Genomic DNA, 24,488 nt, shown 5'->3' with positions numbered 1-24,488 from the left:
ATTCATGCTCGATCGCCGCCATTTCCTGACCGTTCTCGGTGCCACGGGCACGATCCTGGCGACCGGGCATGCCTTCGCACAGGCGGCGCCCCTGCCGAAGGTCGTCGTCACCAAGGACCCGAACTGCGGCTGTTGCGGCGGTTGGGTCGACCACATGAAGGCGGCCGGCTTCCCGGTGGAGGTCATCACCACGCCCCAGGTCAATCGTGTCAAGGCCCGCCTCGGCGTGCCCGACGATCTCGCCTCTTGTCATACGGCCGAGGTCGCCGGTTATGTGATCGAAGGTCACGTGCCGGCGGACGCGGTCAAGCGCCTATTGGCCGAGAAGCCGCAGGCCAAGGGCCTGGCCGTCCCCGGCATGCCGGTCGGCTCTCCGGGCATGGAGGTCGCAGGAGCTGAGAACGACACCTACGACGTCGTGCTGTTCGGACCATCGGGCCAAAAGACCTTCGCTCGGTATCAGGGACCACGTTTGGTCTGATTCTCGCCTCCATCAGATCCGGGTTCAGGCCTAAGTCACTCGAAAGTCTTGAGATGATGGCCAGGAGCCGTATGGTGGAGAGCCTGAGCGGGATGGAGCGCCCTTTGGTTGCTGTATGGACCCACTTCCGTCACTTGGCCGCAACCCTCGTGTTGGCGGCAGCGGCCTTGCTCGTCCTGTATAGCGGGTCCATGGCAAGTTCGCCGGCCCACGGTGCAGGCTCGCCTCCGGGCCGACTGGCGGCCGCCCACCTGAATGCATCATCTCAGCCATCCCACGAACATAGCCCCGGGATGGCCGAGACCAGAGTTTCGAACTCTTGCAGCCACGGGACTCCTGACAGCGGCCATGACGATGCAGGCGCTTCCCACAGCTCTCATTGCGGTAGTGCCTGCGCCCTCCCCACCTGTGGCCTCGGAGCTGACACGGTCCCGGTGATCTCAACCGGCTTGGCGCTGGCAAGTCAGCCCGGCTCCGGCATCGATCCGAACGGGCTGAAGCGTCCTCCAAGAACCCCCAGCACCGTCTGAATGGGCGACCGGTCTGAGCCGTGTCGCTCCCGACACTTGGCTCATGATCTTCGGGGTTCCCATGTCCATCATTCCCACCGGCGCTCTGCGCCATGTCCGGGCTGCTCAGCTTCATGGCGGCCGCCGACCACCAGCATTGCCCGCTCGCCGACTGATGTAAGGCTGTCCGGCGCACTGCAGTGTCGGACAGGACCAAGGATCGCCGGAGGCAAAAGCCTGCTGGTTCCCACCCCCATGGCCGGAAGCGGGCTGGCTCCCCAAATAGTGGAGCCGAGGCCGAGCCTCCTCTCGCCTGCGGAAGCGATCCCGCACGCCGGAAGCGGAAGGAAACGAAGGCGCAATCCTATATCATCTTCGAATCCCGGTTCGCCCGCGACCTGTTCTGCGCCGTCCCTAAGAGCGGCGCGATCCCGGACTTCCTCATTGGCGCGGGCTGGACGTTCCGTGGCACCTTAGGCCGATACGGCAGTATCCCAAGAACTTTCAACGCCTCTGCCGCACGGGCCGCCGTTCAGCGCGAGGGCCTCTACTTTTTCGTCGCACCGCAGGATGACATCTAAGAAGCGCATATGGACGCTGGTGTGATGATCATACTATTCGATCTTGCGGGATTGTCTGCGGGTGGCGCGACACGTGTTCCTCAGCCAGGGTCTTCCTGCGTCAACCCGGCCTCCGCTCAATTCGGAGGACGCCATCCACGCCATCGAAGGGCATGACGGACCTCACGTGCCAGGAGGCGGACCAGAGGCTGAACGGATCCCGCGCGACGTCCCGTCGACAAAAACCAAAAGAGCAAGCGGGAAGCAGGTCGAAAAGTGGTTGAGCGAGGTAGTCGGAGCTAACCCCGCGTCAGCCGTCATGCCTACAGCGCGGAGCCGGTGTCAGTCAGGGCGACGAGGAGCGTGTGACGGAGCTGCCCTGGCCTGTTCAAGCAACGGCGATTCCGAGCCTTACGCGAGGCGTCGACGGGAATGACACGGCCGTTTCCACCGTCGTCCATTCTTCCGGTGGGAGTCGACAAGAACCGCCAGATGAGAGCGGATCCTTCCTTCCGTTGAGACATCGGGCATCGCATACGGCCTCTCGATAACGTCTGGTCTGATCGTAGGACGGCTGCGCCTCGATCCCTTTGCCGCAACAGCGGGCCCCGCCTTTTTTCCCCGGCCTTTCGGCCTTCCTCGCGAGACAAAAAAGCCGGTTCTCCGCCGTCCTCCACGTGCGTTGCGGGCCTGCGGCTGCGGCGTGATCGCCTCCGATCCTTCGACCGACATCGAGGCCGCGCGGTGCGGCCCGAACAACGAAAAGGATCACTACCATGGCGACCATCGGCACCTTCACCAAGAGCGACAACGGTTCCTTCAACGGCGCGGTCAAGACCCTCGCCCTCAACGTCAAGGCGAAGATCGTCCCGGCAGACAAGGCCAACGAGCAGGCTCCCGACTACCGCATCTTCGCCGGCAACACCGAGTTCGGCGCAGCCTGGGCCAAGCGCTCCCGCGAAGGCCGCGACTACCTGAGCGTCAAGCTCGACGACCCGAGCTTCCCCGCCCCGATCTTCGGCTCTCTGGTCGAGGGCGAAGACGGCGAGCACAGCCTCATCTGGTCCCGCCGCCAGGCCGACTAAGGCCCGATAGCCCCCGCCGCACCGGCGGGGGCACCGCCCCTCCCCTTCAGCGTCACTTCCGGAGAGCGCAAATGTCCGCCTTCGTCGTCTCGACCGCCCACATCGACACCATCGTCTCCGCCGCCATCAACCTCGAGCTCTTCGCCACCCGCACTGACCTCGGCCACCTTGAGCGGGTCTGCCACGAGACGGCGACCGCCTTCGGCAAGATGCTCCTGGCCGAGAACGTGCGCAGCGTCGTCACCCGCTACCGCCTCGCCGGAAGCGCCGAGGCTCTCGACTACGCCGAGCTCGTGGAGAGCTACGAGTTCAAGTATCGCCCCTTCGTCCGGGCGGGCGCGGCCGCAAAGGCTCTCGATTGCTTCGACTACCAGTCCTGCGAGACCGACGACTACGAGAAGTGCCTCGCCTACGCCTTCACCTGCCGGATGGCGAAGGCCCTCAACAAGCACCTCGCCGGCTACGAGGCCGCCCCCTGGGGCATCGACGACCGTATTCCGGCCACGGTCCACTGACGTCGCCCTACTTGGCCCCGCCCGCCCCGGCGGGGTCCTTTTCCCTCTCATCATCGGAGACCGTCATGTCTTTCAAGCCGACCACGCGCGCCCAGCGCCAGACGATCAAGCGCCTCTACAACCGCAGCGTCGACGGCTCGCCAAGCTACCGCGAGTTCCGCAAGCGCTTCGTGCACTACGGGCTGCTCGACATCTATGGCGGGACGTGGTGCGGGATGTTCATCGGCATCGAGCTCGACGGGCACGCCCACAGCTGACGAACGGCGCGTCCGCGCGCCCTTCACCTCACCTTAGCCTTGCTCCCGTAAACCTCGGTCGCCGGATTCGGCGCGCCTTCCAGAAAGTCACCGTCATGAAGAGATTTGCTCTCGCCCTGGGGTTCTCCCTCCTCGCCGCTAACGCCTTGGCCCAGGAGTACAAGGAGGGCCTGTCCGGCCCCGCCGCGGACCCGATCGGCCACTACATCGAGCAGACGAAGATCGACTGCTACAAGCCCGCCGGCGAGACCAAGGGCCGGATCGCCGAGACGGCGTTCCAGACCAGCGTCTTCTACGGCTCGTTCCTCAACGGCACTGCGCAGCACGCGCTCGCCTTCGTGACCTACCAGTACGACGTCACTGGCAACGCCGTCGACCAGATGGCGCTCCTGTTCAAGGAGACCGACGGCGCATGGAAGCCGGTCAGCCGGGCGCTCAACACGATCGGCACGGACCCGCGCGAGCTCGCTTGGGGTAATGACACGATCACCTACACGGGCACGATCGTCGGCCCGAGCGATAGCCGTGCGAACCCGACCGGCTCGGGCCGATTCCGGTTGCGGGTCACCGAGAAAGGCATGACGTTCGTCAAGACGGGGCGCTGAGCGCCCCGGCATCCAACTTGCCAGTCAGGAGCCTGATCTTGGACGCCCTCTTCTATCCCACTCTCTCGCTTCCCGGCTCGGCGTGGACCAATCCAAATCTTCTCTACTTCGATCAGATCGGCGTCATCGCGCCTCACGGTGATGAGCGGGAGCTGTTCGACTTTCCAACCCGGATCCTCATGGAGCACGGCTTGGTCAGGCCCATCCACCCGGAGCCATATGCAACGAACGAGGAGGACGACGCGATCGTCCTCGGCCACCTGCTAGGAATGGCTCAGACGCAGCGGGCCGGAGGACCGGTCACCAGAATTCACCTGGGGAAGATTGCGTACACGCGATTCCCATCCGAGTTGAGGGAATTTGGGCTTCTGTGGCCAACGTACGGCGACGGTTGGCTCGAAGGCCCAACTTGGGTGTGCGACTACGTGATGAGCGTGCTCGCTACGCGCATGATGTCCCACCCGCACCTTAACGTCTCGTTGCTTACGAACCAGCCGTTTGCAAACCGCCTGGTCGTCGGCTTACCTCAAAAACGGCCTTCAGCCATGACACGGCGCATGCAGGCGCTCGCACGCCTGTTGCCGGTCGGCCCTGACGCCGAGATCCACGACATCATGAGGTTCCGGGACGACCATAGACGGGAACTAAAGCACTTCCGGCAGTTCGTGGAGCAGCTCATAGTCCGCTCGAAGGAAGGCCCGGAGGGTCAAGGGGACTTCGAGGCGAGGCTCCGCGAGGCCGAGAGGCTGAAAGCCCATCTCGTTGACGAGTTGCGAGCGATGCGGTCTCGGATTCCGCCGGCGGCCATCGTGCTTTCCGTAGCTCCTATCGCCGCCTCGCTCATAGAAAACGCCTACTACTCCGCCGCCACGGCTGTCGCAGGCCTCGGGTATCTGCTCTACACTCGGGCTGGGGAATCCAGGCGCGAACGAGAGGTCATGTCCGACAAGATCGTCTATGCGGCGCTCGCCTCGCGCGACATTGCTGCACGCCGTGCCGAGGACGTGCTGCGGTGACCATCGCGTTGTCGGTCATTCTGTAGAGTGGAACCTCTGGCCGACGTCAAGGAACAACGCGTTATGCGATCCGATCCAAGCGGGAAGGCCGGATTTCGGATGCCCCCGCATCTCCTGTCTGCCTGCGTCTTGTGCCGGATGTTCATCGAATTGACCGTGCTCGGAGCCAGCACTATCAACCGCCGTCCTCGCGCTAACGGATCACAGCCTTGACCTACAAACCATTGCTAGCAGACGCCGACATGCAAGCCCTGCTTGCGGCATCTCCACTTGGCCGGGGCACGGCACGGATAGCTTATCCCGTCACTGGCGATCCGAACGTCGTCATCAAAGAGGTCCACTTGGAGTTCCCGGGTGCCAATTTCCTGGAGTGGAACGTCTGGAATGCAGTCAAGGAGACGGTGTTGAAAGACACCTTCGGCGAATGCTTCTCCATCAGCATGACCGGACGATACATGATTATGGAGCGCCTCGACGATCTCGTGCCGGCCGACTATCCAAATTCTCCGACGGCTCCGGCTTGGGTGGGCGACATAATGCCAAAAAACTTTGGGAAGAACCAAGCCGGTGTCATCAAGCTCCGGGATTATGCGATGCTCAGCCTTGAGAAGGTGCTGAACACTCCCGGCGGGCCATCGGACCGAGCCGTTTGGCAGCTTCGGACGATCCAACAGATCCTGGGGCGTGCCCCATAGCCATGCTCCGGCTTGGCTGGTCACAACTTCCTATGAAAAGTCACTGCATAACGCCGAACGAAACGGATACAAGCTTGGCCTGTGGACGTTAGCACGGCATACTATCGGAAGAAGGACCCGAGGAGAAAATGGCAGTCAAACGGCAGCGTAACAGCCAAGAGGTGAGCGATTCGGACCCGACCGGGGCGCTAAGCGCCGCCCGTGTCATGGCCCGGGCCCTCGCCGAGGCCGCCCCCGACGCCCAGCGTCTGCACCTGGCCCGCGCCTTCTGCCACCGCCTCGTCTCCGCCTGGTGGGACAAAATCTCCGAGGGCGACGGCCGTTTCCCGCTCCGTCCTCTCCTGCAACCCGTCGAGTTCGCCGACCTGCCCGAGCCGGCCGCCGCGTCGGCCGACAGCATCGGCACCGCCGCGGCCTCGGTGGCTCCCGAAACAGCAGCCTACGCGATCGGCCTCACCTATACGGGCATGCTCGCGCCAACCTACCGGGCCGACTACGGCGTGTTCTACACCCCGCCGCAGCTGACGACCCGCCTCATCGCGCAGGCGACCGAGGCCGGCGTCGAGTGGAAGACGGCCCGCATCCTCGATCCGGCTTGTGGCGGAGGGGCTTTCCTGGCTCCCGTCGCCAGCCGCATCCTGCAGGCCTTGCCGGACGTCTCGCCGAAGATCCTCGTCAAGAACATCGGCGCGCGCCTGCGCGGCTACGAGATCGATCCGTTCGCCGCTTGGCTCTCGCAGGTGACGCTGGACGCCGTCATGCTGCCGGTCTGCCGCAAGGCAGGCACCCGCCTTCCCGTGGTGGTCACGGTCTGCGACAGCCTCAAGCGCAACCCGCCGCGCGAGAAGTTCGACCTCGTCATCGGCAATCCGCCCTATGGGCGCGTGAAGCTCGGGGCCGACGAGCGGGCCCGCTTCAAGCGCAGCCTCTACGGCCATGCCAATCTCTACGGCCTCTTCACCGACCTGGCGCTGCAGCACGCGCGCGCCGACGGCGTGATCGCCTACGTCACCCCGACCAGCTTCCTGGCGGGCGAGTATTTCAAGAACCTGCGGGCGCTCATCGGGCGAGACGCCCCTCCGGTGACGATCGACTTCTTGGCCGTCCGCAAGGGCGTCTTCGACGACGTCCTGCAGGAAACCCTGCTCGCCACCTACAAGCGCGGGAGCACCGAGGCCGCGACGGTCCATGAGGTCCTGCCGGTCGGCCAGGACCGGCTCGAGGTCGTCGATTCCGGCACGTTCGCCGTGCCGAAGGATCCGTCCGAGCCCTGGATCATCCCGAGGACGCCGGAGCAGGCAACTCTCGTCGACCGCCTCCATCACATGCCGCACCGGCTCGCCGACTGGGGCTACGAGGTCAGCACCGGCCCGCTCGTATGGAACCGGTTCAAGGACCAGCTCCACAGGCGCGCCGGCAAGGGCCGCCTGCCCCTGATCTGGGCTGAGGCCGTGACGGCCGACGGGCGCTTCGTCTTCCGGGCCGACAAGAAGAACCACGAGCCGTATTTCGAACCGAAGGCCGGCGACGAGTGGCTCGTCACCTCGCGGCCGTGCGTCCTGCTGCAGCGTACCACCGCCAAGGAGCAGAACCGCCGGCTGATCGCGGCGGCGCTCCCGGACGCCTTCCTAGCCGAGCACAAGGCGGTCGTGATCGAGAACCACCTCAACATGATCCGGGCGACCGTCGCTAAGCCGAAGGTGCCGCCGGCGACCCTCGCCGCATTCCTGAACAGCGCAGCCGCCGACCGTGCGTTCCGCTGCCTCAGCGGCAGCGTCGCCGTGTCGGCCTACGAGCTCGAGGCCCTGCCCCTTCCGGATCCGGCAAGCCTCAAGGGGCTGACAAAGCTCGTCAACGCACGCGCCAGCCGGGCGCGGATTGAGGCGGAATGCGACGCGCTCTATGCCCAGGACGAGCGCGCGGAATGAGCCTTCCGACCTACGTCCCGCTCGAAGTCGTCTCCGAGCGGCTCCCGCTCATCTTTCCGGAAGGCACGCCGAACCGGACCTATTGCATCCGCGACCTGGCGGCCAGCGCGGTCTTCACCGCGCTCTACATCGGCGCGGTGGAGGGCTCCAGCCGCTATCTCGGTCCCGTGCACGTCTACCGCATGACCGAGGAGCAATCGGTGCTTGCAAACGATGCCGACCGCGAGGCCTATGCCTCAGGCGTCCTCAAGAAGGGCTATCACGCCGCCGGCACCCGCTGGTACGCCGACAACACCCGCGAGCCGATCCGTGACGAGACGTTGCGCGACGGGTTGGTCGCTGTCGGGGCGGTGCTGCGCCGCGAGGACCTGCCGACCACGTCGAGCGCGCCGCGCTACGCCCTCAAGGCGGACTTCGCCGCCCTGTTCGATCCGGCCTTGTCCGGACCCGCCCTCGAGGCCGCTATCGCCGCCTTCCAGACGGCGCACCTCAGCAAGAGCGCGCTGGCGCGCGTATCCATCATGTTGTCGGGCGCAGCCGGCAGCGCGGCCGGCGTGCTCGTGACCTTCCCGAGCAAAGAGACGCGGTCGCTCGCGCCCGGTCCAAGCTCGATCATCACGAAGGCCGTCGTCGAGGACTTCGCGTCCCGATTCCTGGAGAGCCCCGCCGTCCTCTGGCTCAGCGAGAGCGGCAACAAGGTCGTGCAGCGGGACGACAAGCTCGCCGCGACGATCGGCTTGAAGATCGAGGCCGACAAGAACCTCCCCGACCTCATCCTGGTCGACCTCGGCCCCAAGGATCCTCTCCTCGTCTTCGTCGAAGTCGTCGCCACGGACGGCGCGATCACCGACCGGCGGCGGGACGCGATCTTCGAGCTGACCGATGCCGCCGGATTCCCGCGCTCGCACGTCACCTTCCTGACGGCCTATCAGGATCGCGGTTCCGCTGGCTTCAAAAAGACCGTGTCCGCCCTTGCCTGGGGCTCATTCGCGTGGTTTGCCTCGGAACCGGAAAACATCGTTCATCTGCGTGACGGCGCTACGAGCGCCACGCGCCTCAGTGATCTCGTATAGGGAAATTGATGGAAAGGCAGCAATCGCCTCAGGACGTCACTTGGTTCCTGGATCTGAACAAGAAGGGCCAAATCGACTTCGACCCGCCGTATCAGAGAAAGAGCGTCTGGACGCGTCGGGACAAGCAGTTCTTCCTGGACACGGTCTTTCACAATTACCCCTGTCCGTCGGTCTTCCTGCACAAGTCCGTCGATGACAATGGCGATGTCTCGTATCACGTCGTCGACGGCAAGCAGCGCTTGCAGACCATCATCGAGTTCGCGGCGGATCAGATCGCGATTCCTGACAACTTCGGCGACACCAGGTTGAACGGGAAGAAGTTCAGCCAGCTCGACATCGACGCCAAGAAGCAGTTCTGGAACTACAGGATCACCGTGGAGATGCTCCCGACGGTCGAAAACTCGTTCGTCAACGACGTCTTCGACCGGATCAACCGCAACTCCCGGCGGCTGACGCGCCAGGAGCTGCGCCACGCCAAGTTCGACGGGTGGATGTGCACCTACGCAGAGGCGGAAGCGGAGAAGCAGGAGTGGAAGGACTTCGGTGTCGTGACAACTGCGCGCGCCAAGCGCATGAACGACGTCCAGTTCATCTCCGAAATCATCATCCTGAGCGTGAGGGGAGAAATCGTTGGCTTCGACCAAGACGCCATCGACAAGTTCTATGCCCAATACGACGTCCCAGCGGAGACTGTCCCCACATTCAACGAAGAAGAGTTCACGGGCAGCCTTGAGGCCACGAAGCGCTTCCTGAACCACATGAACGAACATAACGGCTGCGTCACGCAATATGGCCGCACGCTCGCGCACTTCTACTCGCTTTGGGCCTATGTGCACCTGGCCAAAGGCGCTGAGACATCGGCCGCCGACGTCGCGGAACGCTATGCAGACTTCATGGACAGGGTTGTCCGAGCGCTGGAAGGCGACACTCCCCCGGCCGCCGCGACGCCTCAGGACGGCCAGGACCAGTCGGCTCCCGATCCCGTCGCACGCTACGCGCTGAATGTCAGGGGCGCGAACACAGACACGACGCCGCGGCGCGAGCGGCTCGCGGCGCTTTCGGCGGCGCTCGATGCATAACCATGAAGATTCCGGCTTCGATCAGACGGCTGTACGCCGATCAGCGCCGCATCAACGACAAGCTTGCCAAGGAGGTCGACGGGACGCTGCGCCCGCTGGCGAGCCGCAACAACTGGCACTACGAGTCCCGGGTTAAACACGAGCTCAGCGTCGCCCTGAAGCTCGAATCCGGGCGCATCAAGGATCCCGAAGCGATCGAGGATTTCTTTGCGTGCACTCTGGTCGTGCGCAACCTCGGCGAGATCGATGCGGCCGAGAAGCAGCTCCGGTCGATGTTCACCGTCCTGGAACGCAGGCCTCGCCGCACCGATCAGACCCACAAGGACCCGAACGCGTTTCCGTTCGATGACGTGCGGCTTTACGCGAGTTGGTCCGATGATCCGACGCTGCCACCCACCGGGCTACAAGGCGTCAAGTTCGAGATCCAGCTGAAGACGTTCCTCCAGCATGCCTGGGCGATCGCCACTCACGACCTCGTCTACAAGACGGACGACGTCAGCTGGAGCCGCCAACGCATCGCCTACCAGATCAAAGCGATGCTGGAGCACGCCGAGGTATCCATTCAGGAGGCCGACCAACTCGCCGGAACCTCGACACTGTCCAAGACGCACCGCGACACCGACGAGATCAAGGGAATTATCGCCCTCATGAAGGAGGTCTGGGAGCCCGATCTCCTGCCGACAGATCTGCGCCGGCTCGCCGAAAACGTCCGCAGCGCAATGCGGCTCGCAGACGTCAAGTTGCCGAAGCTCAAGGCGAGAATAGAAGACGAGAGGGTTAGGCAGAAGGGCGTGCTTCCGACCAACATCTCCCCATACTCTGCGATCGTGCAGGCGCTCTTATGGGGCGAGCACGCCAAGATGCGCGAAGCGCTCAACGACACTAAGCGCCGCGAAAAGATCCTGGTGACCGCCGAAATGGACCTGCCGGAATGGCTGGGCCCCGAGGCAGACTGGGTCAACGTCGTTCGGGTGAAAGATGCGGACGTGACCCAGGCTTAAGCGGCTTCCGTGCAAGATGGGCGTATCTCCGCCTCACTGCTTATTCGGTCCAAGTCAGGCTCGTCGATTTCAGGAATTCCAGACGATTGTTCACCAAGTCGGAAGCTAACGCCGCAACAGGGTCGATGACTTGCTCGACGAATTGCTGCAGCTGTTCCTGCCGGACGAACGTCAGAGCGTAGGGGCCAGTAAGCTTGCCTGACTTCAATTCGCGCGTGAAGCTGACATGGTCGATGGGACGCGGCACAGGAGCCGATTCCGAAGTGTCGATCAGCATCAAACGGCCACTGGTCACAACCAGGGGAAAGAAAAACCAGAAGTGTCTCCAGTCCCCTGATTGTCTGGGCTTTGGCACCTCCGACTTGCGGGCAGTCACAGCTTTGGCCATGGGATAGAACATCGCATCGTACAGCCCGCCGTGGTTGGCGTGCCATCCGCTACCCTTGCGGTCAATTCGACAGAACTGCACTGCCTTCCAGGCTTTCTGGTGCTCCTTATAGGCTTGATCGAATCCAAGATGGACGAACGGATCGACTTGTTTGGACATGCCTCTCCCGCCGCCGAGGTCCTTCTTCATCTCGTATGAGTATGGAAACAGGAATTCCTTGGGACTGCTGCGCAGGTCGCGTTCATTCTTGGGGCGGGCGATAAATACAAACGGGTTGGAGGTGTTCTTGCACTCGACGATCAGCTCAACGTAGGCGGAGATCTTCTCCTGCTCGTCGACGGCCACACGCTTGACCGCGCGCACATCCATCTCCCTCGACTTGCCTTCGTCCGGATCCTCAAAGGCAAAGTTTGTCGTCACGTGGAAGCCAAGGCTTTCTAATTGGGTGGCTACATGCTGCTCCATGAGGTACCCGGATTCCTCAACGGCAGCCATGATCTCGTCAATACTCGGCTCAGCACCCATGCTTGGCAGCTCCCTTTGAAGTTCATCCTCCTACCTCATGCCTAGGGGTCTGGACTCAACCACCCGAGCGGCGACGTTCCGTTTTCGACCTATAGGGGAAGTTGAACATTAACCGCGAGCAATAGCCCTACGGCTTTTCGAGCGTATGGTATAGGCTCGCCGCATGGGACTACTGACCTTCAGCATAAACGTCACCCTGGACGGCTGCGTCGACCACCAGGAAGGAATCGCTGACGACGAGACGCACGCGTTCTTCACCCGCCTTATGGACGAGGGAGGGGCGATGCTGTGGGGCCGCATCACCTACGAGATGATGGAGAGCTACTGGCCCGCGGTCGCTCGCGGCGACGTGGAGGCGCCGCCGGCAATACGCGAGTGGGCGGTCAAGCTGGAGGCCAAGCCGAAATATGTGGTGTCGTCGACGCGAACCGACTTCCCGTGGACCAACAGCCATCACATCGCCGCCCCCCTGCGAACAGGCGTGCAGAAGCTCAAGGACGCGACCCCGGCGGGCGTGCTCCTCGGTAGCGGCAAACTCGCGACCGAGCTGGATCGGCTGGATCTGATCGACGAGTACAAGCTCCTCGTCCATCCCAGGATCGCTGGCCACGGCCCGACCCTGTACCAGGGCGGGCTGCCCAGTACGCGACGGCTCGAGCTGGTCTCGGCGAAGCCGCTCCGCAATGGCGCGGTCGCCACGCACTATCGGCGCGAACGCTGACTTCGAGCAGCCCCCACCGGACCATCCGGCCTCAGCCAGTGCAGTCAGCATTGCTCGCCAGAAACCACGTCGGGACCAGCGGTTGAACCGATTGTGGACGGTGGTGCGCGGCCCGAAGTCGGTCGGGCAGTCGCGCCAGCGGCATCCGGAGGTCAGGACGTGCAGGGGAAGACCGCGCATGCCGGGCCGTCCGGCAGCTCCCGGCGCGCGTAGGCCTTTCGAGGCGAGCGCGCAGGTCGCGGATGTCGGCTCCCCTCTTCCGTAACTCGTCCTCGAGCTCGACGACCCGCAGGTCCCGGTCGAGCAACTCGGCCTGCAGGCGCTCGATCTAGGCCGCCCGTGCGGCGATCTCCTCGTCAGCGAGCGTCAGCAGCGTGTCGGCCGGCACCGCCGTCGACGGCGGGAAGGAGATGGCGCGGGAGCGCCCCCTCTCCCTACCCCGCGACCTGATCGACGACACGGTCGGCCTCCCGGTAGTCGGCGATCGCGAGCGGCTCGTCGCCCTGGTACCACGGATTCCCGGCATAGCGCCCGGCCCATTCCTCCCGGTCGAAATAGGTGGCCTTCCGGCACAGGATGGGACGCTTCGACTTCGCGCCGCCGTCGCCCGTGACGATCGCGAAGAGGCAGTCCTCCGGCAGGGACGCCACCTCGTCGACCTTCAGCAGCCGGCGCGCCTGGTCGCTCGAGGAGACCGTCTTGTTACGGCCGGACTTGAGGTCGGACATCTGGTGCGAGCGCCCGCGCGTCTCGTTCTCGGCCTCAATGGTATAGTCGCCCAGGAGGCCCGACACGTACTCGGCCGTCTCCTTGTCGAAGCCGCCCACGTTCATGAAGCTGACGACGGAGACGGTGCTCGACCACAGGCGCAGGCCCTCGCGGCCGAAGCAGGCCTCGAGCTGCGCGAGCGACTGGATGACGCCCCAGACGCGGATTCCGGCCGACCGGCCGATGGTCAGCGCGCCCGCACCCTCGCGGTTGAGGATCGCGTCGAGCTGCCCGATCGAGGCCATCTCGTCCATCAACAGCAGCACGTCCCGCGGCGGCCGGTCGCCGTCGATGATGACGCCGACGGCGGTCGCGTAGAGCACGCGCACGAGCGCCTTGTGCGCGCGGATGAGCTGGAACGGAATGCAGATGAAGATGTCGAGCGGAGCGGACTTGTCGCGCAGGTCCTGCAAGTCGAAGGTCGAGTGGGACGTGACGTTCCGGATCGCCTCGTCGCCGAACGATCCGATAAATCTCATCATCGTCGAGTAGTGGCTGCCTTTCTCGTCGGCCCCGATCTGCATCCAGACCGTCGACGCCGCCCGGGCGAGGCGGCCGCCGATCATGCGGGGGTCCTCGACGATGACGGCGAACGCCGCGTCGAGCGCCGGCTGGCCCCTGTTGAGGAAGTCGAACAGCCCCGGCAGGGTCGCCGGGTACGGCTGGATCTCGACGACCTGGCCGCCAATCTCGGCCCTCGGCCAGATGCCCCGGCGGCGCGCGTCGATGAGCAGCGCGATGCCGCCGGCGATGATCGCGATCGCCGATTCCTCGAAGTGCGAAGTGTTGCCGCCCGGCGCGATGCTCTTCTCGACGACGGCCTCGGCGATGCGCTTGCAGTCGGACGCGAACAGGCTTCCTTCGCGCACGTAGTCGAGCGCGTTGAAAGCGTCGGATTCCGCGCCGATCTGATGGATTCCGAAGGGATTGAGACACCCGACGCGATGCCCCATCAGGCGGCGCGACACCGCCGCGATGGCATAGTTCTCGCCCTTCGTGTCATTACAGATGACCGGACCCTCGTAGTCGAGGAGCGTCGGGATCACGATGCTCGTGCCCTTCCCTCCGCCCGGCGGGGCGAAGCTCAGGAGGCTGCCCGCGCCGTTCCAGCGCAGCAGCTTGGCGTCGTTCCGGCGCGAGGTCCGGACCTTCTCGCCGTTCAGTTTGGCAGCCAGCTTCTCGTGGCCCCATTGCCCGAGAATGAAGCCGCGGTCGGCCTCCGTCAGGTGCTTGACGTCGGCCCAGGAGGCGAACCGGGCGTCCCCGAGATGGCCCCGCGCCGACCGGACCGGGCCGCGCCCGTGCGTCCGGTTCACCGACGAGATCGCGCCGCCGAGCGCCAGCACGCCGACCAGCGTGACGCCGAAGTGAACGGCGAAGCGCACCTCGTCGAGGGCGACGAGCGGCCGGTTCGACAGGAGCTGGCGCACCACGCGCGGCCAGTCGCCCGAGGCCCAGAGGCCCGCTACGCCGACCGCCACCACGATGGCGAGGCCGGCATAGAGCGGCGCGCGTTGCGAGCGGTCCGAGGTCCAGAAGCCGAGCATCATGCCGACCATGGCGAGCGGCGACGAGGCCACAAGGAGATGCACGATGTCGATCGTCATGCCCCTTCTCCGTTAGCCTGGAGCACCGTCGCGGTCGCGCCGACGACGGTGGCGACGTCCACCTCGCGCGGGTCGAGCCCGGCCTGGAGAACGTGGTAGCCGGCCGCCGCGAGGTGGCGCGTCTCACCGAAGTGGCGGTCGCCGCCCGCATGCCTGCGGCGCGCCTCGATGATGTCGAAGCCCCGACGCTTGGCGAGGGCGGCGCGGGCCGGATCGTCAAGCAGGCGGCGCACGGCCCCGGCGACCTGATCGACCTTGGCAAGGTCGCGCACGTCGACGAGGCCGCCGGCGATGAGCATGCCGACCGCGTCGATCTTGCGCCGGAGCTCCAGGTTGCGCGCCAGCTGTTTCGGGTCACCCATGCCACGCCCCCGTCGCTCCAGCCGCGGCAAGTTCCTCGCGCGCACCATCGCGCGGCGCAGGGTCAGGGTGATCCGATGGCGCGCCGGCAGGTGCTTCGGCAGTCGCCCGTCGCGCCGGACGAGCACGCCGGGATCGTGCGGCGGATTCGGGAAATCGGCCGCCGTAGCGCGCGACGATCTCCGCGAGAAGGGCTGCGTCACCGGGCTTCGCGTCGGCCTGCGACGCATCAGCGGCGAACGCCAGGGCCGCGCCGATGACGCCGTCGGGCAGCTCGAGGGCAGCCGCCTCCGACGCGAGATTGCCGACTTCGGTGCAGCGGGCGAGCCTCGCGTCCTCAAGCTCGCGGGCCAGATCGGCGAGGCGATCGTCGAACTGGAGCCGCAGCTCGGTTTCCCGTCGACGCGCCGTCTTCAGGATGTGTAGCGCAGTCGTCTTCGACATGCGTGAGTGTCCTTCCAAGTAGTTTAACAAAAAACTTTCCGGTTTAACCAAAAACCGCAGCGACCTATAGATTCGGTATTCTGTTGAAACCTTAGGCAGCCGCTGCAATATAGATTGTAGGAAAATTGGCGTTTCGCAAGATCTTGCAGTGTCGAGTATTCCGAGCCGCCAGGGGCGCAGGTTCAGTAGTGCTCACAGTTGAGCAAACCTCCGGTTTGCGTTGTGAGGCCCGGCCGGCGGCTTATCGAAAAACGAGTCAGCACAAGGACTTGCGCTTCATGATCCGCACGCGAATGCGACAGAACGAAAAATCTTCGCCGTGGCTCGTCGCGGTGCGCGAGAGCGGCGCGATGGAGGACCGAATCGCCCTGGTGTTTGCGTCGACGCCGGGGGAGGCGCTCGCGAAGTCGCCGTCCTCCCTGCGCCGCTGCGGCGGTACCGCGCGGGTCTACGGCAAGCGCCTGGTCGAGCGCTTCCAGCTCGGGAATGCGCGCTGATGGCGGTCTCCGTCCACCGCCTGCACACGAACGTCGGCTTCGTCAGCCGCGCCACCGGCGGCGCGGGATCGGTATCCACGGCCGCCTACAATGAACGCACGGCCTACTACGACGAGCGCCAGGGCCGCACGTTCGACTACAGCGCCGACGCGGTGCCGCCCCTCGCCTCCGGGATCCTCGCGCCGGACCACTTCAAGGCGCTCGACACACAGGATCCAGAGCGCTTCTGGAACGACTACGAGGATGCGGAGACGGAGGCGCTGGCGCACCGGTACCGCGCCGATCCGGAGCGGGCGCTCGACGCGATCGAGAACGCCCGGATCGCCACGAAGGGCCGCTTTACGCTATCGAACGCCCTGCCGGCCGACCAGATTCCATCCGTCGTCGAGGCCATCCTGCGGGAGGCCGTGGTCGACGCGAAGCAGTGCGCCGTGCACTACGCCGTGCATGCCGACGACGGCAACACGCACGTCCATTTCATGATCGCCCTGCGCAAGGTGAAGGCCGACGGCGGGTTCGGCGGCCGCATCTTCCGAACGCTGCCGGAGATGGAGGCCTGGTCCCAGACGTTCCGCGAGACCGTCGCCCGGGTACAGAACGACCGGCTCGAACAGCTCGGAATAGAGCATCACGTCGAGCACAGGTCGAACGTCGACCTCGGCCTGGACCTGAAGGCCACGGTCCACCTCGACCATGCAACGGCGGTCGCCTCAACCTTCTCGCGGGACGCTGACGGCGTCGGCATGTCGGCGCACAACGCCCGGGTCCAGCGCAAGAACGCCGAGGTTATCACCGCCGATCCCGGCCAGGTGGTGAAGCTCCTGCTCGTCGGCCACCGCGACGAATGGGGACGCAGCGAGGGACGCCTCTGCCGCGACGACGCGACGGTCACCCTGGCGGATATCCACCGCACGGTCCTGGCCGTCACCGGCGGCCGCGATGACGTCGCAGAGATCGCGGTCGCGAAGCTGCTCGCGGACGAGCGCCTCGTGTCCGTCGGCATGGACGGGCGCGGCGAGGAGCGCTTCACGACACGGGAGTACCTCGATGTCGAGAAGCGCATGCTCGAAGCCGCCAGGACGCTCGCCGGCCGGGACGCGTTCCGCGTCGACGAGGCCGCCCGCGACCGTCACATCGCCGACAAGTACGCCTGGCTCAACACCGAGCAGCAGGCCGCGCTCCGCCACATGACGGGACCGTCCTCCATCGCTCTCGTCCAGGGCCGGGCGGGCGTCGGCAAGACCACCATCATGAGCGCCGCGCGCGAGGTCTGGGAGGCGGAGGGCTACCAGGTGCGCGGTGCGGCGATTGCGTGGAAGGCGGCGAAGCTCCTCGAGAAGGAAGCCGGCATCGAGAGCGCTTCTATCGCGGCGATCGTCAACGCCGAGAGGCAGATGCAGGAGACCGGGCGGTGCGGCCGGCCCGAGCTCCTGCTCAAGAAGGGCACCGTCCTCGTGATCGATGAGGCGGGCATGGGCGACGTCCGGTCCGTGGAGATCCTGACCGCAGCCGCTGCGCGCGCCGGGGCCAAGTTGGTGGCCATCGGCGACACGGCGCAGTACGCGGCGATCGGCGCGGGCGCGGGATTCGACGCCCTGCAGAAAGAGGTCGGTGCGGCCGAGATCAAGACGATCATGCGCCAGACCGCCGACGCCGAAGACGTTTTCGTGGCGCAGGGCATGACACGCGCCGAGGCTCTTGAGCGGGTCAAGGCGATGACCTGGGAGGAGCGCCGGGCCGTCGTCGCGGACAACGCCGAGACGGCCAAGGGCGTCAACTTCGGGACCGGAGACGTGTGGCGCAGACACGCGGCGAAGGCCTTGGCAGATTGGGAGATCCGCGCTGGCCTGGACGAGTGGCACAAGCGCGGATACGTCGTCGAGACCGAGACGAAGGCCGACCAGATCGCCGCCATGGTCGACCGTTACTTCGATCTGCGGGACAGGCGCGAGCAGCTCGCGGTCTACGCCTTCACGAACGCCGACGTCGCCGCATTGAACGCGGCGATCCGGTCCGAGCTCCAGCGCCGGGGCGAGGTCGGAGCCGACCAAACCGTCATCGGCGGCACCGCGTTTGCCGTCGGTGACCGCGTGATGTTCACCGCCGGCGATCCCCACGGCCGCATCATCGGCGGCGGCGTCGTGAACGGCGATTCGGGCCGGATCATCGACGTCCTGCCTGGCATCGTCCCGGTCGACCGGGAGAGCGGGAAGACCGAACGGGTCAGGACCGACGTCATCCGCGTTCAGATGGACGACGGCCGGGAGGTGGCCTTCGGCGCGGCCGCCTGGACGGCTGTGGCGCATAATTGGGCGACGACCCACTACAAGAGCCAAGGCGCGACGGTCGACGGGACGGTGCTCGTCCTGGCAGACAAGCACCTGCGCGCCGACGGCGCTTACGTCGCCCTCACCCGGTCGAAGCAAGACACTTACGTGTACTATGCGCGCGAGGAGTTCGCGTCTTACGACGACCTGGCGCGGTCCATGTCGCGGGCTCCCGCCGCGCATTCGGCGCAGGACATCGTGCGCGGGCACGGCGTCGTGGCCGAGCGCGTGCAGGCCATCGTTGACGCCGGTCGGGGGATCGCCGAGGCGCTGCATCGGGCGGACGACCGGAGGGCAGAGCACGCTGGGACGGATTCCGACGAGCTCTCCCCGACGGCAACTGCGCGCATCGGACAACTCGTCGAGAAGCGTCGCGAGGCGGCGCGCGCGATCGTCCTGGACGTCGAGAACAAGGCCGCCAGCATCCAGAGCGCCCGTCATGCCGGCATCGCGTGGGCGCGGATCGAGGAGCTGGCCGGCCTGCGCCTGCCCGTCCGGACCGAGGCCCAGATCAAGGCGGAGGACACGGTGCGCGACTGGCACGAGACAAGCAAGACCGCGCAGGCGCTCTGGAACGAGATCAAGGCGACCCACCCTGGGGCGACGTCGAAGGACCACCCGCGTTACGCAGAGTTCGATACGCTGCGCGAGAAACGCGACGAGATCGCGTCGACCATGGCTGCCGACGCCGCTCTCTATAAAGGGGTCTTCCGCCACCTGGCCTCCCCTCCCCGCCTCGTGACAACCGAGGAGCTGCGCGCCGGCCAGAAAGGCAAGCCTGCGTTCGAGGCCCTCCCAGTGTCGTGGAAGAGCGCCACCGATCAGGCAGAGGCCGTCGCGAAGCGCCGAGCCGAGGCGCGCGCGGGGGCCGAGCAAGCCCGTCTCGACAGCATCCCGCGCCCCAGCCTCATCGCGCATCTCGCCAAGAAGCTGGCCTCCATCGGCGGCGATGTCTCGCGCGCGGCCGAGGCCGGGCTCGCGCTGACAAAGGACAAGCACGGCACGTGGCTGCACAACCCGCGGATAGACAAGCCGGTACGCGCCCGCGCCGATGACGTCGCTGCGGCGGCGATTCCGCTCGTGTCGAAGACGCCGCAGGTCGTCCAGGTGCAGATCCCGACGAAGGCGCTTACGCCGGACGAGTTCGCTAAGAAACAGGCCGCAACGGGGTTAGCGGCGAAGCATGGGAAGGGCATCAAAGTTTAACGGGAAGTGCGTTCTTATGGCTATCGTTTCAGCTTCTCGTTTATGAACGCTCCGATCGCGTCCGCCGTCAGCGTCCGGTTGCGGAGACCCTCAGCGATCCCGCCCATGACCTCCCTGAATTTCGCCCGCTGTGCCGGCGTCCACGACTTCATCTCCTTGGACAACTCGTCGAGCTCGGCCTGCCGCTTGACCTCGATCGCGGCCATCTCCTCGTCGTAGTCCTTCTGGAGCTCGGCCAGATACGCCTCCCGCCGCGCGTCGGCTGTGTCGCGCTCGTGATAAGCCTCCGCCATTACTCTGGCATGGAATGTCTCGTACGGCTCCAGAGGTGGCGGCCATAGAACGCGGCCTGCCGTCGGCCGCATGCGGCTCACCTCTTCCAGGACCTCGGCCTCGACGTTCGCCAGTAGGGCGTCGGCCTCTTCGAGCTCGCGCCGATTCCGCTCACGCCTGGCTGGCAGCTTGTCCAGCTTCTCCCGGATGCGGGAGGTGTTCGTCTGCACCGGATACGAATCCACGCCATGGCCGGGGTAGTGTTTCCGGGCGAAGGCCTCGGGATCGCGCACGAACTCGTTCCAACGTGCCTCATCCTGGAGCGCGTTGAACTCGGTGGACTCGATCCAGCCCCTCGCATTGACGACCTTCGCCTGCGCGGCGCGGATGCGGGCGGCAAGCTTCTTGGGGATAGGGGGCAAAGACGTCAAAGGCAGCTCCATCTGATCGACGAACAGTAACAGCTGACGGATCAGGAGCGATATCCCCTGGCGGCGGTTCTCTCCGCGAGCAAGTCGGCAGAGAAACACCTTTCTGACGTGTTACGAGTGACAACGTCGTTGACCGGCAGGGATCGATTCCCCATAATCCTTGCACGTGAGCTCCCGATGCCGCCGCGAGAGGCGCAGGACGGAAGTCCGGATAGCAAAGGGAGGTACCGGGGCCTGGCTCTAAGCACATCCCGGACCGCCTCACCACCCCAGCAAAGACATTTTGGAGTGGTGCAGTGCTCTGCGCTCAAACCGATTCCCATACGCCGCACCCGTCCCCGCGCACCCAGTCCCGTATCTTCAGGGTAATCGAGATCTGCGAGAGGGCTTGCTTCCCAGGCGGCGTGACGAACAGCGTCCGCGCATGCGTCCGCAACAAGCGCATCCAGCACTACGCCGTCAAAAATTTGGGCCTTGCCCGCGGGCCGTCCGATGTTTCGATCCGGGCCTACTTCGCTCAGAAGGACCTGCAGGCGAGCCGCTTCTGGATGCACGACCTGCTCGAGAGGGCCTACCCGCTCGCTTTCCCAGGCGGCGTTCCTTCGCATCTGACTGCTAATGACCGCAACCGACGCCTCATCGAGCAAATGAAGAAGCTGATCGATCACCGGGCGGCCTCCGAAGGCGAGGACGAGGTATCTGAGCCGTCACCCGCGACGCTACGGCGTTTCTGGTCCGAGAGGCGGAGGAAAAACGCGTCCCAGGGCTCAAAGGTCAAGTGACGATGTCCGAAGAGCCGCGGGACGACGATCTTGACCAGCAGATCGCGGCGGTCGAGCGCGAGGACGCGGTGCTCGCCGCCGTGTCCTCGCTCTCGCACGAGGTCCGCGGCCTCGGCGAGCGATTCGAAGCCTTCCTGTCGTCGGCGCCTACGACGTCGACGCAAGCGCCGGAGGACAGGGACCGCTGGCTGCGCCAGACGCTCGACCGCATCGAGGCGCGCCTGGCGGCCTCGATGCACAAGCCGGGCGCGACAAAGTCAGCGAAACCGCGGTTCGGACTGCGCTTCATTCTACAAGTCGTCGCGCTCGATTTATTGCTCGCTGTAGCAGTCGTCGCCGGTCGTTGGTCGGTCAACGACCCGTATCTAAGCCGCGAAGACTACCAAATGTCGGTCTATCTGTGGCAGCGCCACGGAGACCAGCTCAGGCGTTGCTTGATTGACATGCGCGACAGCCGCTCCGACACTTCCTGCCCGCTCGTTTTACGAGCCGATCCACCCCGATAAACCTTTGATTTGCGATTCGTCCCTGCCCGCCCTCCGGCGGGCCTTCGATTCGGAGCCACCATGACGAGAGAACAGAGCATGAATCGGCGATTCGTCGGCCTCCCCGCCGTCGTCTTCGGCATGCTGTGCCTGCCGGCCTTCGCGCAGCCGGCCCCCTCCCCCGGCTTTGACCGCGTACCGATGGGATGGTTCGCGCCTGGTCAGAATGCGGCCGTCGAAAGCCTCTGGTCCGACATCCATCGCGAGGGTCTCCGCGGCTTCCAGGCTGCGCGGATCGTGACGCCGACCGGGGATTTCCTGGCAACGATGGCCGGCGGGCCGGGCATCTGCGAGCACGGCGAGACGCAGTGCCAGTGGCGCGTCTTCATGAACCGCGATGGCAAAGCGGTCGAAGTGGCGCGCTTCGCCGGTACCGCCGACGCCTGGTGCGCTGCACTTTCCAAAGACAAGACGCAGCTCGACCTGTGCGGCCGACGCCTGTCGCTGCTGGGCTTGGCGCAGATCGCCGCGAGGGTGCAGCCGTGAGCCTCCTCTCCGCTCGCATCGTCGTCGCCTTCGGTCTGATCCTTGCCGGGATCGCGCCCGCCGCTGCCCTTGGCACCCTGGCCGATTTTCAGAGCGCGGTCTTCGGCCGCGAGGCATCCGGCAAGTGGGACGCGGTCAATCCTAAAACCGGCTACCTCGGTGCGGGCCAGATGGGCAAGGCGATCCTGATCGACCTGGGATACGTCAAGAACACCGGTAATACCTACGATAACTGGTCCCTCAACGACAGCACCATCTGGACCGGCAAGAACGGCGTCACGAGCAAAGACGCCTTCCTCAGCAATCAGAGCGCGCAGCTCCAAGCGATCAACGAGGGAATGGCTCTGAAGTGGGGCCGGATGGAGAAGCTCAACGCGCTCGGTAAGCCGCTCACGTCTTATGTCGGCACGCAGATGTCGAACGGCACCACCCTCACCGAGAGCGGCCTTCTCGGCGGCGCGCAATTCGGCGAGGGCAAAGTACAGGCCTATCTCGCGAACGGCGGGCGCTGCGTGCCCGGCCCGAACAGCGCAACGAACGACGCGAGCGGCGTGTGCGTCGAAGAGTACATGTCGAAATTTTCCGGCTATGACGTGAGCGCGATCACCAAGATGAGCCCGCAGGTCGACTCGTCGCCGGGCGTCTCGCAGACCGACCGCAATGGGCAGCCGACGACTGCGCTGGGCGCATCTGATGCAAGCGGTGACATGATCACGTGCTGGGCCTGCGAGGTCTACACGGCGATGACGCAGCAGCTCGACGCGGCGATCAAGTCCGCGTCGACGCGCATGCAGCAGAACGACGTCCAGGTTCTCATGGCGCTCATCGCCATGTTCGCCCTGATGTTCATGGCCGGGTCGATGATGTTCGGCAACGGCTCCTGGACGAAGCTCATCATGCTCATGTCCATGACGGCGGTTTCGGCCGCGATCATGCGGGTCGGCGCGGGCGAGGTTCTCTGGACCAACGCCCTCGAGCCGCTGGCCGTCGCAATCATCGGGCTCGGCGGGCAGCTCGCGAGCGCCGGTTCGTCGACCGCATCGCAATCCTGCGGAAACCTCTCGACGCTCGCGCAGGCGGGCGCGTGCCAGCTTGACTGGATGACCACGACGATCGGGCGCGTCTTCACCGACGCCTTCAACATTGCCACGTCGGCGGGCCTCCTCAACCCGAAACAGGTCCTGCTATTTTCCCAAGGACTCCTCATCTGGATCGTAGCGATCATCGTCCTGTGCATCGCGGTCGCCGTCACCTTCACGGCGACGATGCACATCGCGATTCCGGCGATCATGCTCCCGACCATCCCCCTCGCGTTGATCTTCGAGCGCTCACGGGGCTATGCGACCTGGTGCATCAAAGAGATCATGTCGGGCGCAATGACGCTCAGCATCGTCAGCCTAATGCTCGGCTTCATGGGCGCGGCGACCCGCCAGATCTTGGACAAGTACCACGTCATAGGCGAGAGTGGCGTGATGAACACCCTCTTCAGTTCCGGCGCGTCACAGGCGTCCGTCGTTGCGATCCTCGGCGTGACGATCCTCACAGGCATCTTCCTGATGCAAGCCAGCTCGATGGCGCAGGGCGCGATGTCGTGGATCTCGCACGCCGCGGGCGGATCGTCGACGGGCGCTGCGCTCGCTGGCTGGATCGCCGCGACGCGAGGCGCGCCGATCGCCGCCCGGGCCGCGAAGGTAGCGGCCGCCGCTACCGGCGGCATCGGCTCGGTCGCAGCCGCACTCGGGGGAGCCGCGATCGGCGGCGCGGGCCGCATCATTAACAGGAGCAAGAAGATGTAGCGGCGTGGGCATTTTACAACACTACCAGGCGAGGCCTCGCCGATAGGACCAGTGTTCCAAAGGCCGAGCCGTCGACGAACTGCTGCTTTCGCGTCTGATAATGGCGGGGCTAAGGATCAGGTAAATCAGCCTCCGAGAGACAGGCTTGTGCTGTGCTCCGAAGGCGTGCTACGAAGCCTCAGAAAGCAGCGCAAGAAAGTTCTTGTAAAACAAGCGTTTGGGTGACCGAGCGGATATTCTCCCCCTCTCCGCCACTATCTAAGTCTCTGAAACGATAGCCTTTTCGAGCGGAAACTTAGTCTGCTAAGTGTCGGACTTCATTTGCGAAATTTCCGATAGCCAGTCTCTAATGAGAGTTCTTCCGAGGTTAATGAGGGCCTTCTCGACTCAAGCTTGGCCCTCTATCTCCGCCTCCGACCAACCTAGTCCGGTTGTGCCGGAATACTCTCCGTTCAAACTATCGGTTCGACCGATAAGCGTGTTTTCTGCCCAGAGGAATATTGCCCTAGACTAGGCCGAGTTTTGAGC

The 24,488-nt window shown here is 65.0% G+C and carries 23 protein-coding genes and 1 pseudogene; 18 read left to right on the top strand and 6 right to left on the bottom strand.

The features are described from left to right. The first annotated feature begins 4 nt into the window (after window positions 1–4). The 11 genes from ILT42_RS15270 to ILT42_RS15220 all read left to right on the top strand — a co-directional run bounded on the left by ILT42_RS15270 (window position 5) and on the right by ILT42_RS15220 (window position 10,804). Window positions 5–481 (top strand): DUF411 domain-containing protein, encoded by a 477-nt coding sequence (locus ILT42_RS15270; RefSeq protein WP_204216481.1) that lies wholly within the window; start codon window positions 5–7, stop codon window positions 479–481. A 1,845-nt stretch (window positions 482–2,326) separates the two neighbouring features. Further along, window positions 2,327–2,635 (top strand): DUF736 domain-containing protein, encoded by a 309-nt coding sequence (locus ILT42_RS15265; RefSeq protein ID WP_204216480.1) that lies wholly within the window; start codon window positions 2,327–2,329, stop codon window positions 2,633–2,635. A 71-nt stretch (window positions 2,636–2,706) separates the two neighbouring features. Further along, on the top strand, window positions 2,707–3,150 hold the full coding sequence (locus ILT42_RS15260; RefSeq protein WP_204216479.1) for a hypothetical protein: 444 nt from the start codon (window positions 2,707–2,709) through the stop codon (window positions 3,148–3,150). Window positions 3,151–3,215: 65 nt separating this feature from the next. Continuing rightward, the gene (locus tag ILT42_RS15255) at window positions 3,216–3,407 is read left to right on the top strand and encodes a hypothetical protein (RefSeq protein ID WP_204216478.1); all 192 of its coding nucleotides are present in this window, start codon (window positions 3,216–3,218) and stop codon (window positions 3,405–3,407) included. 95 nt (window positions 3,408–3,502) lie between these two features. Next, window positions 3,503–4,012 (top strand): hypothetical protein, encoded by a 510-nt coding sequence (locus ILT42_RS15250; RefSeq protein WP_204216477.1) that lies wholly within the window; start codon window positions 3,503–3,505, stop codon window positions 4,010–4,012. A 38-nt stretch (window positions 4,013–4,050) separates the two neighbouring features. Next, a complete protein-coding gene (locus tag ILT42_RS15245) occupies window positions 4,051–5,028 on the top strand; it encodes a hypothetical protein (protein ID WP_204216476.1) in 978 nt (325 codons plus the stop codon). Window positions 5,029–5,237: 209 nt separating this feature from the next. Beyond that, on the top strand, window positions 5,238–5,723 hold the full coding sequence (locus ILT42_RS15240; RefSeq protein WP_204216475.1) for a hypothetical protein: 486 nt from the start codon (window positions 5,238–5,240) through the stop codon (window positions 5,721–5,723). Between the two features lie 128 nt (window positions 5,724–5,851). Then, window positions 5,852–7,651, top strand: coding sequence for an HsdM family class I SAM-dependent methyltransferase (locus tag ILT42_RS15235; protein ID WP_204216474.1), 1,800 nt, complete (start codon window positions 5,852–5,854; stop codon window positions 7,649–7,651). Continuing rightward, window positions 7,648–8,724 (top strand): BsuBI/PstI family type II restriction endonuclease, encoded by a 1,077-nt coding sequence (locus ILT42_RS15230; RefSeq protein WP_204216473.1) that lies wholly within the window; start codon window positions 7,648–7,650, stop codon window positions 8,722–8,724. The genes ILT42_RS15235 and ILT42_RS15230 overlap by 4 nt, the downstream gene beginning before the upstream one ends. An 8-nt stretch (window positions 8,725–8,732) precedes the next feature. Then, the gene (locus ILT42_RS15225) at window positions 8,733–9,803 is read left to right on the top strand and encodes a DUF262 domain-containing protein (RefSeq protein ID WP_204216472.1); all 1,071 of its coding nucleotides are present in this window, start codon (window positions 8,733–8,735) and stop codon (window positions 9,801–9,803) included. Window positions 9,804–9,805: 2 nt separating this feature from the next. After that, window positions 9,806–10,804 carry a RelA/SpoT domain-containing protein gene (locus ILT42_RS15220; protein WP_204216471.1) on the top strand — a complete coding sequence of 333 codons (999 nt, stop codon included), beginning with the start codon at window positions 9,806–9,808 and terminating at the stop codon, window positions 10,802–10,804. A gap of 40 nt (window positions 10,805–10,844) precedes the next feature. Here the strand turns inward: ILT42_RS15220 and ILT42_RS15215 are convergent, their stop codons facing one another. Beyond that, on the bottom strand, window positions 10,845–11,717 hold the full coding sequence (locus ILT42_RS15215; protein ID WP_204216470.1) for a hypothetical protein: 873 nt from the start codon (window positions 11,715–11,717) through the stop codon (window positions 10,845–10,847). A gap of 163 nt (window positions 11,718–11,880) precedes the next feature. Here ILT42_RS15215 and ILT42_RS15210 point away from each other — a divergent pair, with 163 nt between their 5' ends. Continuing rightward, the gene (locus tag ILT42_RS15210) at window positions 11,881–12,438 is read left to right on the top strand and encodes a dihydrofolate reductase family protein (protein ID WP_204216469.1); all 558 of its coding nucleotides are present in this window, start codon (window positions 11,881–11,883) and stop codon (window positions 12,436–12,438) included. Between the two features lie 14 nt (window positions 12,439–12,452). On the opposite strand, the pseudogene ILT42_RS15205 reads toward ILT42_RS15210, so the two are convergent. The 4 genes and pseudogenes from ILT42_RS15205 to ILT42_RS15190 all read right to left on the bottom strand — a co-directional run. Continuing rightward, window positions 12,453–12,603 (bottom strand): annotated as a pseudogene (locus ILT42_RS15205) (transposase); the annotation flags it as partial. Window positions 12,604–12,872: 269 nt separating this feature from the next. Continuing rightward, a complete protein-coding gene (locus tag ILT42_RS15200; protein WP_204216468.1) occupies window positions 12,873–14,813 on the bottom strand; it encodes a type IV secretory system conjugative DNA transfer family protein in 1,941 nt (646 codons plus the stop codon). Next, window positions 14,810–15,175, bottom strand: coding sequence for a hypothetical protein (locus tag ILT42_RS15195; RefSeq protein WP_204216467.1), 366 nt, complete (start codon window positions 15,173–15,175; stop codon window positions 14,810–14,812). The genes ILT42_RS15200 and ILT42_RS15195 overlap by 4 nt, the downstream gene beginning before the upstream one ends. Beyond that, a complete protein-coding gene (locus ILT42_RS15190) occupies window positions 15,168–15,617 on the bottom strand; it encodes a hypothetical protein (RefSeq protein WP_204216466.1) in 450 nt (149 codons plus the stop codon). Before ILT42_RS15190 ends, ILT42_RS15195 begins: the two co-directional genes overlap by 8 nt. Window positions 15,618–15,895: 278 nt before the next feature. On the opposite strand from ILT42_RS15190, the gene ILT42_RS15185 reads away from it, so the two are divergent. Continuing rightward, complete coding sequence (locus tag ILT42_RS15185) at window positions 15,896–16,114, top strand: hypothetical protein (RefSeq protein ID WP_204216465.1); 219 nt, start codon at window positions 15,896–15,898, stop codon at window positions 16,112–16,114. Then, window positions 16,114–19,647, top strand: a complete 3,534-nt coding sequence (locus ILT42_RS15180; RefSeq protein WP_204216464.1) for an AAA family ATPase — start codon at window positions 16,114–16,116, stop codon at window positions 19,645–19,647. Before ILT42_RS15185 ends, ILT42_RS15180 begins: the two co-directional genes overlap by 1 nt. A 20-nt stretch (window positions 19,648–19,667) precedes the next feature. On the opposite strand, the gene ILT42_RS15175 is transcribed toward ILT42_RS15180, so the two are convergent. Beyond that, on the bottom strand, window positions 19,668–20,351 hold the full coding sequence (locus ILT42_RS15175; RefSeq protein ID WP_204216463.1) for a hypothetical protein: 684 nt from the start codon (window positions 20,349–20,351) through the stop codon (window positions 19,668–19,670). A gap of 404 nt (window positions 20,352–20,755) precedes the next feature. On the opposite strand from ILT42_RS15175, the gene ILT42_RS15170 reads away from it, so the two are divergent. The 4 genes from ILT42_RS15170 to ILT42_RS15155 all read left to right on the top strand — a co-directional run bounded on the left by ILT42_RS15170 (window position 20,756) and on the right by ILT42_RS15155 (window position 23,960). Then, window positions 20,756–21,133 carry a hypothetical protein gene (locus ILT42_RS15170; RefSeq protein ID WP_204216462.1) on the top strand — a complete coding sequence of 126 codons (378 nt, stop codon included), beginning with the start codon at window positions 20,756–20,758 and terminating at the stop codon, window positions 21,131–21,133. A 2-nt stretch (window positions 21,134–21,135) separates the two neighbouring features. After that, window positions 21,136–21,639 carry a hypothetical protein gene (locus tag ILT42_RS15165; RefSeq protein ID WP_204216461.1) on the top strand — a complete coding sequence of 168 codons (504 nt, stop codon included), beginning with the start codon at window positions 21,136–21,138 and terminating at the stop codon, window positions 21,637–21,639. Between the two features lie 78 nt (window positions 21,640–21,717). Further along, on the top strand, window positions 21,718–22,164 hold the full coding sequence (locus tag ILT42_RS15160) for a hypothetical protein (protein ID WP_204216460.1): 447 nt from the start codon (window positions 21,718–21,720) through the stop codon (window positions 22,162–22,164). Then, the gene (locus tag ILT42_RS15155; RefSeq protein WP_204216459.1) at window positions 22,161–23,960 is read left to right on the top strand and encodes a hypothetical protein; all 1,800 of its coding nucleotides are present in this window, start codon (window positions 22,161–22,163) and stop codon (window positions 23,958–23,960) included. Before ILT42_RS15160 ends, ILT42_RS15155 begins: the two co-directional genes overlap by 4 nt. Window positions 23,961–24,488 lie beyond the last annotated feature (528 nt).

This window comes from Microvirga pudoricolor (genome assembly GCF_016892705.1).
Lineage (GTDB): Bacteria > Pseudomonadota > Alphaproteobacteria > Rhizobiales > Beijerinckiaceae > Microvirga > Microvirga pudoricolor.
This window is presented reverse-complemented; position numbering and strand designations above follow the sequence as displayed.

Bases quoted from the DNA above. Each gene is read 5' to 3' on its own strand.
- ILT42_RS15160 (WP_204216460.1), top strand. From the start codon at position 21,718: ATGAATCGGCGATTCGTCGGCCTCCCCGCCGTCGTCTTCGGCATGCTG.
- ILT42_RS15250 (WP_204216477.1), top strand. From the start codon at position 3,503: ATGAAGAGATTTGCTCTCGCCCTGGGGTTCTCCCTCCTCGCCGCTAAC.
- ILT42_RS15200 (WP_204216468.1), bottom strand. From the start codon at position 14,813: ATGACGATCGACATCGTGCATCTCCTTGTGGCCTCGTCGCCGCTCGCC.
- ILT42_RS15215 (WP_204216470.1), bottom strand. From the start codon at position 11,717: ATGGGTGCTGAGCCGAGTATTGACGAGATCATGGCTGCCGTTGAGGAA.
- ILT42_RS15260 (WP_204216479.1), top strand. From the start codon at position 2,707: ATGTCCGCCTTCGTCGTCTCGACCGCCCACATCGACACCATCGTCTCC.
- ILT42_RS15220 (WP_204216471.1), top strand. From the start codon at position 9,806: ATGAAGATTCCGGCTTCGATCAGACGGCTGTACGCCGATCAGCGCCGC.
- ILT42_RS15190 (WP_204216466.1), bottom strand. From the start codon at position 15,617: ATGTCGAAGACGACTGCGCTACACATCCTGAAGACGGCGCGTCGACGG.
- ILT42_RS15265 (WP_204216480.1), top strand. From the start codon at position 2,327: ATGGCGACCATCGGCACCTTCACCAAGAGCGACAACGGTTCCTTCAAC.
- ILT42_RS15195 (WP_204216467.1), bottom strand. From the start codon at position 15,175: ATGGGTGACCCGAAACAGCTGGCGCGCAACCTGGAGCTCCGGCGCAAG.
- ILT42_RS15225 (WP_204216472.1), top strand. From the start codon at position 8,733: ATGGAAAGGCAGCAATCGCCTCAGGACGTCACTTGGTTCCTGGATCTG.
- ILT42_RS15185 (WP_204216465.1), top strand. From the start codon at position 15,896: ATGATCCGCACGCGAATGCGACAGAACGAAAAATCTTCGCCGTGGCTC.
- ILT42_RS15270 (WP_204216481.1), top strand. From the start codon at position 5: ATGCTCGATCGCCGCCATTTCCTGACCGTTCTCGGTGCCACGGGCACG.
- ILT42_RS15180 (WP_204216464.1), top strand. From the start codon at position 16,114: ATGGCGGTCTCCGTCCACCGCCTGCACACGAACGTCGGCTTCGTCAGC.
- ILT42_RS15235 (WP_204216474.1), top strand. From the start codon at position 5,852: ATGGCAGTCAAACGGCAGCGTAACAGCCAAGAGGTGAGCGATTCGGAC.
- ILT42_RS15230 (WP_204216473.1), top strand. From the start codon at position 7,648: ATGAGCCTTCCGACCTACGTCCCGCTCGAAGTCGTCTCCGAGCGGCTC.
- ILT42_RS15255 (WP_204216478.1), top strand. From the start codon at position 3,216: ATGTCTTTCAAGCCGACCACGCGCGCCCAGCGCCAGACGATCAAGCGC.
- ILT42_RS15210 (WP_204216469.1), top strand. From the start codon at position 11,881: ATGGGACTACTGACCTTCAGCATAAACGTCACCCTGGACGGCTGCGTC.
- ILT42_RS15165 (WP_204216461.1), top strand. From the start codon at position 21,136: ATGTCCGAAGAGCCGCGGGACGACGATCTTGACCAGCAGATCGCGGCG.